Genomic DNA, 17,338 nt, shown 5'->3' with positions numbered 1-17,338 from the left:
GCGTGTAGGTCATGTCGGGCTCCTAGAAAAGACTGACGCTGCTCATCTTTAGAAGCCTTGCCGGCGAAGATGTTCAAGTTTTTACGCCATTACCCCGCCTTGCGCAGGGTCAGGTTGATGCGCCGTTCGCCCATGCGCGGATGCACGCCAGGTTTGATTGGCAGCACCCCATGAAAGCGCAAGCGGTCCTCACCGCCCCAGACCAGCACATCGCCATGGTTCAGCGGTACACGCTGGGTCTTGTCCGCGCGTTGTAACCCGCCCAACAGGAACACCGCAGGCAAGCCCAGTGAAATCGACACGATCGGCTGGTCGTAGTCCTGTTCGTTGCGGTCTTGGTGCAAGCTCAGGCGGGTACCAGGCAGGTAGTGGTTGACCAGGCAGGCGTCGGCGACAAAATTGTCGAAGCCTGCGATGGCGGCTGCTCGACCTGCCAGGCTGAGCAGAACGGGCGGTAGCGCAGGCCAGGGCATGCCGCTTTGCGGGTCGGTGGAGGTGTAGCGGTAGCCTTGCGCATCACTGACCCAACCCAGCGCACCGCAATTGGTCAGCGCTACGGCCATGTGCAGGCCGCCTGGCGTCTGCATGTGCCGGAACGGCGCGGCGCGCAGCACTGGGCGCAGGGCGTCGAGCAGGGCCTCGAGCTCGGCCAGGGCGAAACCGGGCAGCAGCACGGTGTGGCTGGCCAGTCGTTGCGGCTGGGGGCCGAACAGGTCGAGGTCGGACTGGATCATGACGGGCGCACCGAATGGGGTGCTGACCATTGTAATGCTGTTGGCGTGCATGGCCTATTCGCGGCAAGCCCGCTGCAACAAAAAGGAACCGCGGCACCCTGGAGAGTGAGCACCGCGGTCCAAGGGGGAAGGGCTTACTTTTGAGTCACAGTGGCCGTGTTCGCGCTGCCCAGCTGGCTGATGGTGGCGGTTTGCGCCATACCGCTCTGGTCGACGAATGCCTTGTTGCCCTGGCCGCCCTGGGTCACGTAGGCGGCGTTGACGCTGTCGGTCTGTTTGATGGTGACCTCGTTGCCGCTACCGTAGAGCTGATTGGTGTGGCTCTGGTTGCTGTAGCCGGACTGGTCCAAGGTGATGGAGTTGCCGGTACCTTCGCTGCTGCCGAAGGCATAGTTGTCGGTGCCACGCTGGTCGGCGATGAGGATGTTGTCGCTGCCGTTCTGCTCGAAGAACAGCTCGTTGTTGCTGTCGGCCTGCTTGGTCTGCATCGCGTTGTTGTTGCCGGTCTGGTTCAGCGTGGCCAGCTGGTTGTCACCATTCTGCGTCAGGTTGACGCCGTTGCCGTTGCCGTACTGGTTGATCACGGCGGTCTGGTTGGTACCAAACTGGCCGCCCATCTTGTCGCCTTTCCAGTTGCTGGCGGTGATCTTGTTGCCGTTGCCTTGGGTGGTAACGGTCAGGTTGAGGTTTTCACCGTTCTGGTAGGTGTAGTGCAGGTTGTTGCTGCCCTTCTGCGAAATGGTGGTGGTCGAGTTGTTGCTCTCGAACTGATCCGACCAGCTGGCGTTGGCCTTGCCATTTTGCGTGAGGCTGGCCTTGTTGGCTTCGCCGAAACTTTGGTCGATGTAGCCTTCGTTGAGCTGGCCGGTCTGAGTGACGTTGGCCTGGCTGCCCACCTGGGTGTCCTGCCATACCTCCACCGAGTTGCCAGTGCCGGTCTGGTTGAGGCCGATGGTGCCGCCTTGGCCGTCGCGCTGGTCACCGTAGGCCCAGTTCTCCTTGCCGTCCTGGTAGATCTGGATGTTGCCGTCGTTGTGGGTCAGGTGCTCGGCAGCGGCATAGTTGTCGGCGCCGGCCTGCATGATCAGGCTCTGGTTGTTGCTGCCGCCGAACATCTGCTCGGCGAAGGCTTCGTTGCGCTGGCCCGATTGCAGGGTGGTGACTTGGCTGCCTAGCTGGGTGTCCTGCCACACGGTCGAGTGGTTCTCGCTGCCTTGCTGGGTCTGCAGGACCTGGTTGTTTTCGCCCAGCGACTGGCTGGCGAAGGCATCGTTGTAGCTGCCCCCGGCCTGCTGGGTGATCTGGCTGCCGTTTTCGAACAGTTGCTCGGCGTACCCCGCGTTGTACGAGCCGGTAGCGCTCTGCTGGATATCACTGGTGCTGTCGGCCTGCACTGCCAGGTGGTTGTGGCCCTTGCCGGTCTGGGTCTGGGTGGCCGAGGCGAACGGTGCGAGGGTCTGGGTCACTTCGGCAATGTTTTCCTTGCCGTCCTGAGTCTGCGTCGAAGTGCTGTCGGCAGCCATGACCTGACCTGCAAGGGCCAGGACGATAGCGGCACTTAGGGGAGCGAGCTTGAACATGGTGGTGCCTCCAGGTCTATCGGTATTGGGTGATCTGAACATGCTGGCCATTGCCGGCTTGGGTCACGGAGCTGTTGAGGCCCGTGCCGGACTGCACGATGCTGGCGCTGTTGTCGTTGCCGATCTGGTCGATGGCAGCGCTGTTGCTGCTGCCGCTCTGGCGGATCGACGCGCTGTTGCCATTACCCTGCTGGCTGATGCTGGCCATCAGGTCACTGCCTTCCTGCAGGATGTACGCCTCCTGTGCGCCCCCGGCCTGGACGATGCGGCCCAGCAGGGCCTGGCCGTTCTGGTCGAGGGCGGCGCGGTTGCCGTTGCCTTGCTGTTCGATCACCGCGGCCTGGCCGGCGCCGACTGGTAACAGGCGGATGATCACGGGGTCGCCGAGATCACTGCCGGGCGCAAGGTCGGCGTTGTCCATCAGGTCTTCGGCCCCCCTGGCCTGGCCCGCCAGGGCCAGGCAGAGCAGCAGTGGATACAGGCATTTCATGGCGTTCTCCGGCCTTTCACTGCACGACTACGTTGACGGTGCGGGTGGTGCCTGGGCTGGTGGTGATAGTCGCCGTCGGCGCGGCGTTCGGGATCACCGTGGTGCTGTTGCTGACGGCCAGGCGCCAGCGGCCGGTGACCGGTACCGTGGTGGTGCCCAGTGTCTGCACGCCAGTGGTGGTGGTGACCCGCACGGTAACGACGTTGCCGGTGGTCACCGATGAGGTGCCGCTGATGTCCCAGTTGTAACGGTTGTTGGAGCGTGCCGTGACCGTGGCTGCGGTGACCGCGAAGGTCTCGGCGGCGGGGCGTGGCGACACGTTGACGGTGACGGTGGCGCTGTTGGACAGCGCCCCCAGCGCGTCACGCACCTGGTAGGTGAAGGTGGTGGTGAAGGCCGTCGTGACGGTCGCCGGTGGTGTGTAGGTGACAGTGGTGCCGTCAGTGCTGACGGTCCCTCTGCCTGCCGCCGGCTGGGTCACACTGGCAACCACCAGGGGCAGATTGCCTTCTGGATCGGTAGCGCCGGCCAGCGCGTTGATGGTGAGCGCTACACCGAGCGTGGCGACGGTTTGAGCGGCTGCGGTCGGTGCCTGGTTGGGTGCGACATTGACCGTAACCGTTGCCGGTTCCGACTTCAGGCCTTTGGCATCCACGGCCCGATAGCTGAAGGTGGCCACCAGCGGTTGCGTGGCCCCGACCGGCGGGGTGTAGGTCACCGACGTGCTGCCGTTGAGTACTACGCCGCCCAGGCCGGTACCCGGTTGGGTCAGGTCGCTGATGGTCAGCGGTACGTTGCCGTCCGGGTCGCTGTCGTTCAGCAGCAGGTTCAGGCTCAGCGGCACCCCGACACTGGTGCTGCCAATATCGGCCTGGGCCAGCGGTGGCTGGTTGGCGGCTTCGACAGGCGCATTGCCGACCACCACTACAGGCTCGACATCGCTGCCGCCATGGCCAGACTTGACCGTGACGGTCGCAGGCGGCTGGGCAATATCGTTGACCGTCAGGCTTTGCAGCGTGCCGGACTTGGACAGCCGTCCGTAGCCTTGGGCCACCAGGTCAGGGATCGCCACTTCGTCACTGGAGCGGGCTTCGATGAACAGGCGTTTATTGGCCCAGTCGTAGCGTGCGGTGCTTACCTTGACCACATCGCTGAGCTTGCTCGACAACGCCGTTGGCTGTGTGGTGCCGGTGGCGCTGCTGCCGGTAACCACCACCACCGGTGGCGGCGCAGCCTGGCTCAGTTGCTGGCTGAAGAACAGCCCGTTGTTGTCCGGCAGCAGGCTGAACTGGCAAGGCGAAGGCGGTGAGCCGATCAATGCCAAGCCATTGCGCATGCACACGCTGGCATTGTTGGGCGCTTTGGCAAAGACCTCGACACGGGTCCCGGCGCCGTTGCGCGAGTAGGTGGCACGTTCCAGGGTGACGGGCGTTTGCGCGCGTTGATCGAGCACTTTGCCGGACACCGTGAAGGCATTGGTCTGGATAGCGCCAGGTGGGCCTTCGATGCGCACGAAGTTGGTGTTGAAGGGGCTGCCGACCACCGCTTCGGTGATGTTCGGGTCGCCGATAAAGGTTTCGGTCGAGCCGGTGTCCGGGTTGACCGCGGTATAGGGGCCGCCGACGCCGCGTAGCCAAGGCCCGAGGTTACCGTTGAGTGGCCCGCGGAAATTGCCTGGCGCGCCGATACCGATGTCGCGGGTGATATTGATCGCCCGCCGGCCGGCCGTGGTGACGTTGACCGTCTCTACCCCATAAGGGTGGGTAATGGTGTAGACGCCTGTGCGCGGCACCGAGGCGCGGATTCGGATGCGGGCAAAGCTCTGCTGGTCGCCGTCCACCGGGTTCTCGGCGGCAAACGCCGCTTCCAGGCCGGCGACGTAAACTTCCAGCTCGTAGCCACTGTTGCCTACCTGCGGTATCTCGGTCTCGGCCAGGAACCAGAACATCTCTGGCGGCCAGTTGTCGGGGAATACCAGCGGCAGGGTATCGTCATAGATGCCAGGTTCGGGCAGCAGGGTGCACATGTAGGCAGGGGCGCCGGGGCCACCAGGTGCTCGGGTGCTGGTTGCCCGCGACTGGCACAACTCCAGCGACAGGTCGTTGGCGTCCTTGTACCACATGGGATAACCGCCAGTGGCAAAGGTGTACGGGCCTGGGTCGACATCGGACAACGCGGCAAACGCGGCGCTGGTGACGGTGAGGGAAAAACCGGCGGCGAACAGCGCACGGCGTGGCCAAGTGTTCATGCTGCCTCCTTGAAGGCTGAGCCTTTGTCTGTTCATGGCACCAGCACCACGTCTTCGCTGTCGCTACCACCATTGGCGCTGGTGACTTGCACCTTGGCCGGCGGAATAGGCGAAAGGGTTGTGCTCAATGTCTTCACCGCACCGTTGCCACTGAGGTTGCCGATCAACGTGCCGTTGGCGGTGTGGGCGGTCAGCACCGGCGGGCTGGTTTCATCACTGGTGCTGGCAACCAGCGTCAGCTGGCCGGTGGACAGGCGGTATTCGGCCTGGGTGATGGTCACCAGGTCGGTCAGTGGCAGGTTGGCTGTGGTCAGGCTGCTGGTCGGGATGGCCACACTGTTGTCGGCGGTCAGCACCAGCGTTGTTGGCACCGCTGGGTTGAGAACCGACTGGGCATACCAGGCACCGGTGCCGTTGGCTTCGGTCAGGCTCAGGTTTGGAATCTGGCTGGTCAGGGTGACGGTCGCAGGCGGCGGCGGGGCCATGACGAACACATCTTGCTGGGCGCGCAGGTCGCCATTTTCGGTACGCCGCGAGTAGGTGGTGCGTAGCGGCATCAACGGGGTAGGCAGGGCGACGTTGGAGAGCTTGCCTGAGATCGAGAACAGCTCGGTACGCAGGTCGATGCCGCCGGGGCCTTCGATGCGCACGAAGTTGGTGTTGAACGGGCTGCCGGTCACACGCTCTTCCAGGTTCGGGTCGCCGATGAAGCGTTCGCTGCCCTCGGTGTAAGGGCCGTTTACGCTGCGCAGGAACGGGCCGACATCGCCTTTGAGCGCACCGGTAAAGTCGCCTGCACCGGCGATGCCGATGTCGCGGGTCATGTTGATTGCCCGACGCCCGCCGGCCGGTACATCGAACACATCGACACCATAGGGGTGGGTGACCACGTAGGTACCTGCCGTCGGCACATCAACCCGGATCCGCACCCGGGCGAAGCTGACTTGATCGCCTTCGACCGGTTCTTCGGCGGCGAACGCTGCCTCGATGGCCGTGCCGTAGCTCAGGTCGATGCCGCGTGCCGCGTCGACGATGGCGGCGTCAGCGGTAAACCAGAAGGCCTCGTCGGGGAAGTTGGTGGGGAAGGCGATGGGTTGGGTGTCATCGAACACCCCGGGGGTTGGCAGCAGTGTGCACATGTACGCCGGTGCACCGGGCGCGCCGGCGGCCCTGGAACTCACCGCTTTGGTCAGGCACAGGTCGAGGGTACGACCGTGGCTATCCTGGTACCAACCTGCAAAGTTGCCGTTGCCAAGGTTATAGGGACCGGGGTCGACAGCGTTCAACGCAGCCTGCGCCGGGAGCTGGAGCATGCCGGCGAAAATCGCCACTGCCAGCGGGTGGGGTATCGGTCGGTGCATGAGTCAATTCCTCCTGCAAACGGGCCCATGGACTTGGGGCGTCTGGCAGGAGATCGGCAATAGGCGTGCCAAAACGATCTCATTGGGTTGCAGACCTTGCGGCACAAGGGCTGCAGACCCTTCGTCAGGTTTTCCTGGACCTTGCCTATGGGCCCCGTACCCCCAGCATTGGGGGTTGGGCCGGTGGTTGCGACCCACTCCCGAGAGCCGGTGCGGCTTGAGCGCAGCCCGCTTCTATATCGGCGATTTTGGTGCTTTGGGTGTACGCGGTTTACGTGGCTTTTTCGCTGGGCGCTTGCCAGGTTTGAGCTGCCAGCGATCGGCATTGGCGAGCAGGCGCTCTTGGATTTCGGGCGGGTAGTCACTCAAGGTAGTGGGTGAAGGTACTGGTTTACCGGGCAAACCGGCCTCACGGATCACCTTCGGCCAGCGGGGTCGCCAGCACAGCAGCAGGCTGATCCAGTGCGCGGTGCCGATGATGACGAAAGCGGGCCAGACCATGAGCATTACGAGTTTGAACAGCCAACTGCTTTTGCGGAAGAAACGGCCAAGGCCTTCGAACTGGGCGCTGAATGCCTGGATGGGCGAAGGCAGCCGGGTGCTCAGTCGGGGGCGGGGGACGGCGTGAGGGCCTTCTTCCATGTAGCGGCGGATGAATTCCCATTCATCACGGAGTTCGCTGCCGCCCTGGCCTTGCTTGCCGATCAGGGCCATTTCCATATGGGGAAGGCCGGTGTGGCTGGGGTGCCAGATCAGGCCAAGTCTCATTCCCACGCTGAGCGAGTCGTCTTCTGGATCAAGACCTGTGCTTCCGGTTGTTCTCCAAGGAAATGTTACGATGCCACCACATGAAGGCGGTCGATGAAGATGAACTTGCTGAGTTTTCCGATTGAAGCGAATAAGTAAGTGGCGGCTGGTCAACATTTCCAGGCGTGTAAATTGCAAGCCGTACCTTATGTAGAAGTAAATGATTGCGCCATCCATCAGACTCATAAGTAAGGCAAGGATAATGTCTAGTGGGGAGGTATCGTAAGGTGAGAATATGTTTAGATAAATTGAGCTAAGCGTCATCGTGACCCCGGTATACAATATCGGAATCAAACTCCCTAAGGTCATCAATGTAATTAGTCCGCGTTTTTCTTCTGAGCCCCCGCAACGCATTTCCATATAGGTATCGTTGAGCGTAAAGACTGGCCCCCGCACTTTTGGCGCTTCGCTGACAGAGCGAAAGTGTGTTTCTTTCTCGAAGTCGCCCTCATAAAAATCCCTATCTGCACGTTTATCCGGCGCACTTCTTTCGGCATCAAATTTCTTGCGTGCGACGTCCGACTCTATGGCCATTTGCCACAAGCCCCATTCAATTATATACATTACAGGGCCTCGCTGAATGCTGAGTACAACGCTGCTAGCTCTTCCTGTTCATCATATGATTTGGTGTTTTTCTCTAAGCGGTAGCTGCTCCGCTTGCACCACTTTTCCAATGCGTCGTCTTCAAATATGTAGATTAATACAGTTAGGATCAAGCCCAGCCAGAAAGTGCCTAAAACTAATCGAGCCAGGAGTAGACGTGCAGCCTGCGTGCCTAGTCGTGAAGCAACACTCCCTAATGAGCGCCCAATAATCCGTAGAGTCTTGTTCTGGTTATTCAGGGACAAATAGTCGAAGAAGGGTTTTGCTAATGCTATAGCTGTTCCAGCTTCTGCCAGCGCCAGTACTATGGTTGCGGCTCCTCGGGTACGGTATGCGTAACCCAGTCTTTGGGATTGAACGCTTGACGCTTTACCCTGTGCTTCACGGAAATGCTTATTAGCATCTACAAAATCCCACCACGCCAGCACAAAGCCTCCCATCCCAGCCAGACCAGCCCCCCAAAGCTTCAACCTCCCCAAGGTCGCCGCAGCGCCTCTCCCGGTCACGCTATTCGCGCCATACCTCACCACCACCTGGTCCACATAGCTGGCGCCAATTTCAAACCCGGCCGCAGCCGTGGTCATGGCCGCTGCCAGAAGCTCGGTCTTCACCCGCGCATCACTGTCGGGCAGCTCTCGTGCCTTGAATGCCATCAGCATTCCTTCCAGTAGGCAAACCAGCCCGGAGACACGCACTTTGTAGAAATCACTGCTGTTGGCCTGCATCAGCCCTTCAGCCCAGGCCTGATCCAGATAGCGTGCAACCTGAGCACCGCTGCGCTGTGCATTCAGTGGTTGCCCACTGCGAGCAGCGTCGCCCAGGCGAATGTCGACAGCCGCTTCATGCACCGAGGCAAACAATGTGAGGCGCAGCCCATGGTGCAGGGCGCGGTCCATGCTGTTTGGTGACCCGGTACGCAGCACCTGCCGTCCCAGCGCGACGTACCAGGCATACAAACCGATGCTGGCAGTGCTGTTCCTGCTCTGTAGCTCTTCATACAGCGTATTGATTCGCCCGAAGGCGTTCGCCGCGATATGCGCTTGGCGGGCGAGCGCTTCACGCAACACGAACGATGTCTCTGCCGGCGGTTCGGCCTTGGCTGCTTCCTGCAACGCTGCTAGCGCTTTCCGGATGTCGTCCTGCAGGTAGAGAAAGCCTTCGCGCAGCGGGCGGATGGCATAGCTGGAGCGGGTCAGTTCACCCACATCCTGAAAGGGGCTGAGATAGCCTGGCAACTTGGGCAAGCGGGCGCGCTGTGCCGAGTTGCCGCCGACAGCGGCATAGCGCAGGGGCAGCAGTTCGAAACGGCGTGTGCAATCAGCGACAGGGCTGTTACGTAGTGCTGGGCGGTAGCCGGCTGTAACACGTCTGCACAGTTCGAGCGTTCGGGTGAGCGAGTCCATGGGGGTGTGCCTCAGGCCTTGGTGCGCAGGCATTGCTGCACGTTGTCGATAAGCGCGGTCCGCTGCTCGCGTGAGCTTTTATGTCGATATTTTTCGCGCTCTGGGCGTACGCGGTTTACGTGGCTTTTTCTCTGGGCGCTTGCCAGGTTTGAGCTGCCAGCGATCGGCATTGGCAAGCAGTCGCTCTTGGATTTCGGGCGGGTAGTCACTCAAGGTAGTGGGTGAAGGTACTGGTTTACCCGGCAAACCGGCCTCACGGATCACCTTCGGCCAGCGGGGTCGCCAGCACAGCAGCAGGCTGACCCAGTGCGCGGTGCCGATGATGACGAAAGCGGGCCAGACCATGAGCATTGCGAGTTTGAACAGCCAACTGCTTTTGCGGAAGAAACGGCCAAGGCCTTCGAACTGGGCGCTGAATGCCTGAATGGGTGAGGGCAGTTGAGTGCTCAGACGGGGGCGGGGGACGGCGTGAGGGCCTTCTTCCATGTAGCGGCGGATGAATTCCCATTCATCACGGAGTTCGCTGCCGCCCTGACCTTGTTTGCCGAGCAGGGCCATTTCCATATGGGGGAGGCCGGTGCGGCTGGGGTGCCAGATCAGGCCAAGTCTCATTCCAACGCTGAGCGGGTCGTCCGCTGGATCAAGACCTGTGCTTCCGGTGCTTTTCCATGGAAATGTGACGATACCGCCGCAATAGCTTGGTCTATGCAGGTGGACTTGCTGTGTTATTCGGTTGAAGCGGATGAGCAGATGGCGGCTGGTCAGTATTTCTAATCGGCTAATTTTTATGCCGTATTTTGAATAGAAGTATAATGCAGCTCCTGAAACCAACCCCAAGATAATTGTAAGTACCACTCCAAAAAAGGAGATTGGGCCGGGCCTGGTGATGTCCAGCCAAATAGAACCTACAGCAATGACTATTCCAACAATGATGCCGGGTAAGATTCCGCCTAATGTAATGAGGGTAATAAGGCCTCGCTTGTCTTCGGAGCCGCCACAGCGCATTTCAAGAAATGTCTTATTGAAAGCAAAAATAGGGCCGCGTGTGTGAGGCTTTTCGCTGACTTGTTGGAAATGTATTTCTTTTTCCAGGTCGCCCTCATAATAATCTTGGCTAGAGCGTCTTTCTGCAGGTGTCATCTCTGCTTCGTACGCCTTCCGTGCGTTCTCTGACTCTGTTGCCATCTGCCAGAAGCCCCATTCAACCAAGTACATTATAAGACCTCACTGAAAGCTGCATGGAGAGCGCTCAACTCTTCCGGTTCCTCAAAGAGTTTCGAATTTTTTCCGATCCGGAAGCAGCTGCGTTTGCACCACTTTCCCAAAGCATCGTCTTCAAAAAGATAAACCACTATCGTCAGGGCGAGACCTATCCAAAAAGCTCCCAGTACCAAACGCGCTAGTAGGAGGCGAGCGGCTTGTGCACCCAATTTTTTTGCAAGCACTCCCATTGATGAGGCCAGCATTCGTACAAGTTTAGTTTTGGCGTTGTGAGATAGATAGTCAAAAAAAGGTTTGGCGATTGCGATGGCTGCTCCTGCTTCTGCGAAAGAAAGTGTAATAGTTGCCAGGGATCTCAATGCATAAGCGGGGGCCAAAACTTGGGGCTTTGTTGTGCTTTTCCCGTTAAGATCGTCTTGACGATAGTTAAAATGTTCAGCCGCATCGGCGAAATCCCACCACGCCAATACCAGCCCTCCCATGCCCGCCAACCCAGCCCCCCAAAGCTTCAACCTCCCCAACGTCGCCGCAGCGCCTCTCCCGGTCACGCTATTCGCGCCATACCTCTCCACCACCTGGTCCACATAGCTGGCGCCAATTTCAAACCCGGCCGCCGCCGTGGTCATGGCCGCTGCCAGAAGCTCGGTCTTCACCCGCGCATCACTGTCGGGCAGCTCTCGTGCCTTGAATGCCATCAGCATTCCTTCCAGTAGGCAAACCAGCCCGGAGACACGCACTTTGTAGAAATCACTGCTGTTGGCCTGCATCAGCCCTTCAGCCCAGGCCTGATCCAGATAGCGTGCAACCTGAGCACCGCTGCGCTGTGCATTCAGTGGTTGCCCACTGCGAGCAGCGTCGCCCAGGCGAATGTCGACAGCCGCTTCATGCACCGAGGCAAACAATGTGAGGCGCAGCCCATGGTGCAGGGCGCGGTCCATGCTGTTTGGTGACCCGGTACGCAGCACCTGCCGTCCCAGCGCGACGTACCAGGCATACAAACCGATGCTGGCAGTGCTGTTCCTGCTCTGTAGCTCTTCATACAGCGTATTGATGCGCCCGAAGGCGTTCGCCGCGATATGCGCTTGGCGGGCGAGCGCTTCACGCAACACGAACGATGTCTCTGCCGGCGGTTCGGCCTTGGCTGCTTCCTGCAACGCTGCTAGCGCTTCCCGGATGTCGTCCTGGTTATAGGTGATGCCGCGCATCGCCAGGTTGCAGCGGTCCGCCACATCGCTGCGCCACCAATGGTCAAGGATGGCCGTGCCCAGTTCGCTGAGCTCCATGCCGATCACGCACTGGCCGGTCTGTTCGGCAAAGGCCAAGCCATTGATCAGGTCGGCGTTGTCGTAGCGGTCCAGCGTTTGTAGCAAACGCTCGCTTGTCACCCAGTAGGCATGGTCCTCGGCGCGGTCCTGAGCAGCCTGCTGGGCCTGCTGCATCGCCTGCTCGAAGCCTTCGAGCTGATCGTGCATGGCCTGGCGGTCGACCAGATGGCCGTATTTCTCGTCGAACTTCTTGCTGAATTCGCCAGCATCCTGACGGGCCTGGACTTTGGCGCGGACTTCGCGCTCGAACTGCGCGAGATGAGGTTTGATGCGTTCGTCATGGGCGTCGGCCTGCTGGCGGGCGTGATCGGTAAATCCATAGAAGTCCACAGGCGTCATCGGCTGCTTGCGCACAGTCTCGGCCATGACCTCTTGCTTGATAATCTTCTCAGCCACCATCTGCGGGTAGAGCTTTTCTATTTCCAGGAACGACTGCGCGACCAGCAATTTGCGCTCGTTGTCCACGCCAGGTTCCACGGTGCGCTGCAGCCATGTCGTCTTCACCTCGTCGACGGCGGCGTTACGCCAGGCATTGAGCTCCTGAGTGATGCCGATGGCGTCTTCGATCACGATGGCGGCGCCACGGGGTTTGGTTTGATTCATAAGCGGCGCCAGGGCGTGCCGTGAGGCATGCGGCGATACGATCTGGTCGTTGTTGAACGGCTGCAGGTCCAGCAGCGCCTGCAGCTGTGCATCGTCTTGCGCCTTGAAGTCAGCCACCCAGCCCAGTTGATCGTGCTTGAGTACGTTTGGCTGAGGCGGTGCATCCGAAGGCTGGATGAAGCGGGCGATATCGATGGAGGGCAGGCTGTTGCGATACTCGTCTTCCAGCACGCGGTAGTTGTCGAGCATGCGCGGTGTGAGCGGGGAGGGGCTGAACAACGGGCGCAGTTCCTGGATGTCGTCCAGGTCGTAGAGGGTGATGGTCCAACCGAAGGCGCTCAGGATTTCGTCCAGGTTGCCTGTGCTGGGGGCAGGCTCCCAAGGGGCGTCGGCGTTGATGTACAGCAGTGAACCATTGGGCGCTACGCGGTACTGGCTGTGCCATTCGTAGGCCGGCGCGCTGTAGCGTTTGATCAGCAAGTAGAGAAAGCCTTCGCGCAGCGGGCGGATGGCATAGCTGGAGTGGGTCAGTTCACCTACATCCTGAAAGGGGCTGAGATAGCCTGGCAACTTGGGCAAGCGGGCGCGCTGTGCCGAGTTGCCGCCGACAGCGGCATAGCGCAGGGGTAGCAGTTCGAAGCGGCGTGTGCAATCGGCGACAGGGCTGTTACGTAGTGCCGGGCGGTAGCCGGCTGTAACACGTCTGCACAGTTCGAGCGTTTGGGTGAGCGAGTCCATGGGGGTGTGCCTCAGGCCTTGGTGCGCAGGTATTGCTGCACGTTGTCGATAAGGGCGGTCCGCTGCTCGCGTGTCGCAGCGATTGCTTCCTGCCAGGACGGTGATGTGCTCAGCTGTTCACCGTCGCGCGCCGTCATCAGTACATAGGTGATGAGGTCCTCCTCACGGTCCAGGCCTTGCTCACGTGCCTGATCGAGATAGTGCTGGATCAGGCCAACCCGTGTGCCGTGGCAAGCAGCGGCCAAGGTGGGGCACGACTGCTCGCCCTTCAGTATCTCGGCAAGTTGGTAGCTCAGTGGGTCTCCCGCCAATGCAGCCCAGCAGTTATCGTCCAGCGTGATGGGCGTGATGTGTGCAGGTGGCGCTTGGTTGCCGCCGGCTATCTTCAACCACAGTGTTTTGTGCGGGTCCGCCACGGGTGCCCACCAGTGATAGATAGGCGCCAACCACTCGCTGACCCCAGGCAACTGGCGGTGTGCAGCCAGCACGCCAAGGGCTGCAGCGGTGTGGTAGCGCATAAGGTAAGCGTGGCCATCTGCACCGGTGACGATGTTGGCCTGGCTCAAGTGTCGGGCGAGCAGGCCAGGTGGCAACGCGCTGACTATCCAGCCGCATACCGCACCCACTGCGCCTTGTTCGAGCTGCCATTGAAAGTCGTATTGGGCTGAGACATCAGAACCGGGGCGCGAACCGAATAGCCAGGGCCCTACTGCTCGCAAGTTGCTGAATTGAGCTTGCTGCAACAGTGGCCAGCAGCGCCCCGAGTAATACTCGGTCAGCTCTTCACGAATTTGAGGTGAAAGATCGGCCATTTCGACAATGGCGCTCAGGCGATACCGATCGGAGGTTCTCAGTACCTCGACCAGTGCTCTGACGAAAGGGCTCGGCATCAGTGGGTGCCCCCCATGCGGATCATGTTGTGGCCGTCCGCGATCGCTTTCAGCATGCAGCTGAGGCAAATGGGCTCGCCGGGCTCCGGTATGCCGGCGGTCGAAGTTGTACGTTGGCTGCCCACTGCCTGCTGGCTGACCGGCCCTCTGAACGCGAGTGCCACGCCATCCAACGTCACACCGGCCCCATCGATCCGCAGCAGCCCGCCCGGGCTTCTGATTGTGAGGCTCTCGCTGACCTGTATGTCGTACACCTTGGTGGTGTGCCGGATGGCTTCCCCGGTTTGCAATAGGTTATGACCTGCCACCACTTGTTCGAGGTGGCCACCGATCTCTACCGTGTGGTTGGCTTTGGTGAAGTCCTGGCGGTGATTGCCAACTTTCTCGATCCGGTCCTGCCCTGTGACGATGGTATGGGTTCGGCCGATTGACAGGCTGTCGTCATTGCCAATTTCGTGTACGCGGTTCTGGCCAATGCTGAGTGACTCGTCTTGGGCGACATCTTCCCGGCGGTCCCGGCCAATCGAAATCGTTTCGTCTTGCTCCACGCGTTCGGCGCGATCGTTGCCGACCTGCGTGGTTTCGTTGTGCTTTACAACGTTGTTCTGGTCCCGTTCTGCGTGGATGAACACTTCTTGTCGGCCCAGTTCGTCTTCGAAGCGCAGCTCGTTGTAACCACCGCCCTTGTGGGTCTGGCTCTTGATGGTCATGCGCGTCTTGTGTTCGGGCAGGTCGTAGGGCGGAAGCTGATTGCCGCAGTAGGTACGGCCGGTGATCATCGGCTGGTCCGGGTCGGCGTTGACATACTGGATGATCACGTCCTGGCCGATACGTGGGATGGCCATCGAGCCCCAGCTACCACCGGCCCAGCCTTGCGAAACCCGCACCCAGCAGGAGCTGAATTCATTGTTCTCGCTCTCCCGGTCCCAGGGGAAGCTGACCTTGACCCGGCCCCACGAATCGCAATAGATCTCCTCGCCAGGCGGGCCGACGACGGTTGCCATATGCGGGCCGTCGATGCGCGGCTTGGCCAGCGGCGCCGGGCGCCACTCGGCTCTGCCCGGCACCAGCACTGCGGCCTGCGAGTAACGAGTACCTTGCTGGGCGCCCGCGGCTTCCTCCTGCAGGCTGGTAAACTGGGTACCTTCATGGTGCACGTTGATCACACGCCAGTGCACGTTCAAGTCGTCCCGAGGGTGCTCGATCAGGGTGAAACTCAGCCCCGGTTGCAGGCGCACATCATCGCCTTCCACTTCGGCAATGCGGGCATCATGGCGCAGAGCGGTGATCCGGGTGGCCGTGAAGGGCACGCCGACAGCGTCACGCTTGTAGCGGCCGGGGTAGTCGAAGTACTCGTACGCTGTAGATTGATGTTTCAGGTCACTGGCGTCTGCGCGATGCTCCTGCCGGTAGGCCGGGTTGGTGAAGGTGTAATCCCGTTGCACCTGGCGCGCAGTACGCACCTGCTCGCTGTAGCGCAACCGGTGCAGGCAAGGCATCGCCTGGTCACCCCCCCGGTTGGAACGGTACAGCACCTGATTGGGGTCGATGTCGTCGTCATCGAAGCCTTCGTCGTCATCGCGCTGGATGACACCACGGCTGATCTGCCCCAGCCACAGCAAGCGGTCGGTGAAGAGCAGCATGTGTTGCTTCGGCGTGTGCTCGAAGCGGTAGACGAACCCTTCTTCGGCAGCCAGGCGGGCGATGAAAGCGAGATCGGTTTCACCGGCTTGCACGCAGAACTCGCGTACTTGATGCTCGCCGCTGCTGTTCAGCTGAAAATGAAGGATGCCTTGGCGCTTAAGCATGATTTCAAGTATTTGCGGCACGGTCTTCTGCTGGAAGATGCGCCAGTTGGAGCGCAGCCCGGCGCGCGCCAGCATGGGTTCGACCAAGGCGCGATAACGTGTACGGCAAAAACCTGTGTCGCCTTGGCTGAAGGTGCTGACCAGGCCGTGCACGTAGCGCAGCGCGCGCTCCCCACGCCAAATGGTAAACAGCACAGGTTTGTCGAGCAGTTGGCCGAAATCGACTTCATCGTCGAAGCTGATCAGCTCCAGGTTGAGCTGGTAGGGTGTACTTATCGCTTCGTTGAGCTCGAACGAAACCACTTCGAATTCACTCTGACCAGCCAGCGGCTGGAAGGTGAAGTAAAAGTCGGACTGGCTGGGCATGCGGATTCCCTCGAAAGTCAGGCAGCGTCTGCAAAGGGCATGGGCCACCCGTGCGATCAGACGTAAGCGTTTAGCTGGAGCCTGAACACTAACGAGGAATCAGTTCACTGGAGAGTATTGAGCGTCCTAAACAGTTGTAGGAAGTTTCGTTTTTTACTTTGCTAGGAAACTATTGGTTGCAGCTAGAGAAGGCCGTGGGTGCTTTAAAGTGCCGGGTGTGAAAAACCTTGGCGAGCCACGGATTCCCGCAGCTTGGCTTTAGCTGTGGCCAGAAAGTCAAGCATGAAACCGGTTTCAAAACATTTCTGAACGCGTTAGATTATTCGGCTGTCTTCTTGATGGCCTATCAAGATCACCCCCCACATTGAACATCAGACGGTTCGTTTCAAGGCCGCCCCCAAGCCGATGAGGATTCGTAATGCCTGAGCATGCCCCCGATAACCCACGCAGGGACTTCCTGCGCAAGACCTTGACCCTGATACCCGTCGTGACCGTCGCCAGCACCGGGCTGGGCGTGGGTGCCAGCCAGTTGCTTGCGGCCCCGCAGCACGCACCCAAAGTGCCTGCCACGCCGCCGGCGGGGCACTACCAGCCGACCTTTTTCACCGCCGAGGAGTGGGCGTTTCTGCAAGCCGCTGTTGCCCGCATCATCCCCGCCGATGAGCTTGGCCCTGGCGCGCTTGAGGCCGGCGCCGCCGAATTCATCGACCGCCAGATGAATACCCCGTATGCAACCGGCGCGCAGTGGTACATGCAGGGGCCGTTCAATGCCGACGCCGCCCCAGAGTTGGGTTATCAGTTGCAACTCAGCCCGCAACAGATCTATCGCCTGGGCATCGCCGCCGTGGATGACTGGTGCAAAGCCAACTCCGGACACGTTTTTGCTGCGCAAGATAGCGCTACCCGGGACCGTATTCTCGCCAAGGTGGAAGCCGGTGAGCTGGTTTTCGACGCCATTCCGGCCAAGCTGTTTTTCAGCTTGCTGGTGCAGAACACCCGCGAAGGGTTCTTCTGCGACCCGATTCACGGCGGCAACAAAGGCATGGTGGGCTGGACCCAGATCGGTTTCCCCGGTGCTCGGGCCGACTTCATGGACTGGGTCGAGCGCAATGAGCCGTATCCGTTCCCGGCTGTGTCCATCCGCGGCGAGAGGGCCTGAAC

General features: G+C 60.5%; 11 protein-coding genes and 1 pseudogene. 1 reads left to right on the top strand and 11 read right to left on the bottom strand.

What is annotated here, in order from left to right:
* Positions 1 to 89: 89 nt before the first annotated feature.
* From alkB to DJ563_RS07050, 11 genes and pseudogenes are all read right to left on the bottom strand, one after another.
* Positions 90 to 734: a DNA oxidative demethylase AlkB gene (gene alkB / locus DJ563_RS07100; protein WP_274097873.1), complete on the bottom strand. Its 645-nt coding sequence runs from the start codon at positions 732 to 734 to the stop codon at positions 90 to 92.
* Positions 735 to 868: 134 nt separating this feature from the next.
* Entirely contained in the window at positions 869 to 2,314 is a 1,446-nt protein-coding gene (locus DJ563_RS07095; protein ID WP_274097874.1) for a curlin, read from the bottom strand.
* A gap of 16 nt (positions 2,315 to 2,330) precedes the next feature.
* Positions 2,331 to 2,804, bottom strand: coding sequence for a curlin (locus DJ563_RS07090; protein ID WP_033697986.1), 474 nt, complete (start codon positions 2,802 to 2,804; stop codon positions 2,331 to 2,333).
* 16 nt (positions 2,805 to 2,820) lie between these two features.
* Positions 2,821 to 5,052 (bottom strand): Ig-like domain-containing protein, encoded by a 2,232-nt coding sequence (locus DJ563_RS07085; protein ID WP_274097875.1) that lies wholly within the window; start codon positions 5,050 to 5,052, stop codon positions 2,821 to 2,823.
* A 32-nt stretch (positions 5,053 to 5,084) separates the two neighbouring features.
* The gene (locus tag DJ563_RS07080) at positions 5,085 to 6,413 is read right to left on the bottom strand and encodes a hypothetical protein (RefSeq protein WP_434519135.1); all 1,329 of its coding nucleotides are present in this window, start codon (positions 6,411 to 6,413) and stop codon (positions 5,085 to 5,087) included.
* A gap of 234 nt (positions 6,414 to 6,647) precedes the next feature.
* On the bottom strand, positions 6,648 to 7,784 hold the full coding sequence (locus DJ563_RS07075) for a DUF6708 domain-containing protein (RefSeq protein WP_434519134.1): 1,137 nt from the start codon (positions 7,782 to 7,784) through the stop codon (positions 6,648 to 6,650).
* Positions 7,784 to 9,013, bottom strand: a pseudogene (locus DJ563_RS07070) (T6SS effector BTH_I2691 family protein); the annotation flags it as partial. The gene DJ563_RS07075 and the pseudogene DJ563_RS07070, both read right to left, overlap by 1 nt.
* 291 nt (positions 9,014 to 9,304) lie before the next feature.
* The gene (locus DJ563_RS07065; RefSeq protein ID WP_434519133.1) at positions 9,305 to 10,441 is read right to left on the bottom strand and encodes a DUF6708 domain-containing protein; all 1,137 of its coding nucleotides are present in this window, start codon (positions 10,439 to 10,441) and stop codon (positions 9,305 to 9,307) included.
* Positions 10,441 to 13,113 (bottom strand): T6SS effector BTH_I2691 family protein, encoded by a 2,673-nt coding sequence (locus DJ563_RS07060; protein ID WP_434519132.1) that lies wholly within the window; start codon positions 13,111 to 13,113, stop codon positions 10,441 to 10,443. The genes DJ563_RS07065 and DJ563_RS07060 overlap by 1 nt, the downstream gene beginning before the upstream one ends.
* Positions 13,114 to 13,124: 11 nt before the next feature.
* Positions 13,125 to 14,003 carry a DUF4123 domain-containing protein gene (locus DJ563_RS07055; RefSeq protein ID WP_434519131.1) on the bottom strand — a complete coding sequence of 293 codons (879 nt, stop codon included), beginning with the start codon at positions 14,001 to 14,003 and terminating at the stop codon, positions 13,125 to 13,127.
* The gene (locus tag DJ563_RS07050; RefSeq protein ID WP_434519130.1) at positions 14,003 to 16,177 is read right to left on the bottom strand and encodes a type VI secretion system Vgr family protein; all 2,175 of its coding nucleotides are present in this window, start codon (positions 16,175 to 16,177) and stop codon (positions 14,003 to 14,005) included. The genes DJ563_RS07055 and DJ563_RS07050 overlap by 1 nt, the downstream gene beginning before the upstream one ends.
* A 418-nt stretch (positions 16,178 to 16,595) precedes the next feature.
* Between DJ563_RS07050 and DJ563_RS07045 the strand changes: the two genes are divergently transcribed.
* Positions 16,596 to 17,336, top strand: coding sequence for a gluconate 2-dehydrogenase subunit 3 family protein (locus DJ563_RS07045; protein ID WP_434519129.1), 741 nt, complete (start codon positions 16,596 to 16,598; stop codon positions 17,334 to 17,336).
* Positions 17,337 to 17,338: the final 2 nt, after the last annotated feature.

Source organism: Pseudomonas sp. NFX1 (assembly GCF_051123555.1).
Classification (GTDB): Bacteria; Pseudomonadota; Gammaproteobacteria; order Pseudomonadales; family Pseudomonadaceae; genus Aquipseudomonas; species Aquipseudomonas capeferrum.
The sequence above is the reverse complement of the archived record's forward strand: the minus strand, read 5'-3'. Positions and strand labels throughout refer to the sequence as shown.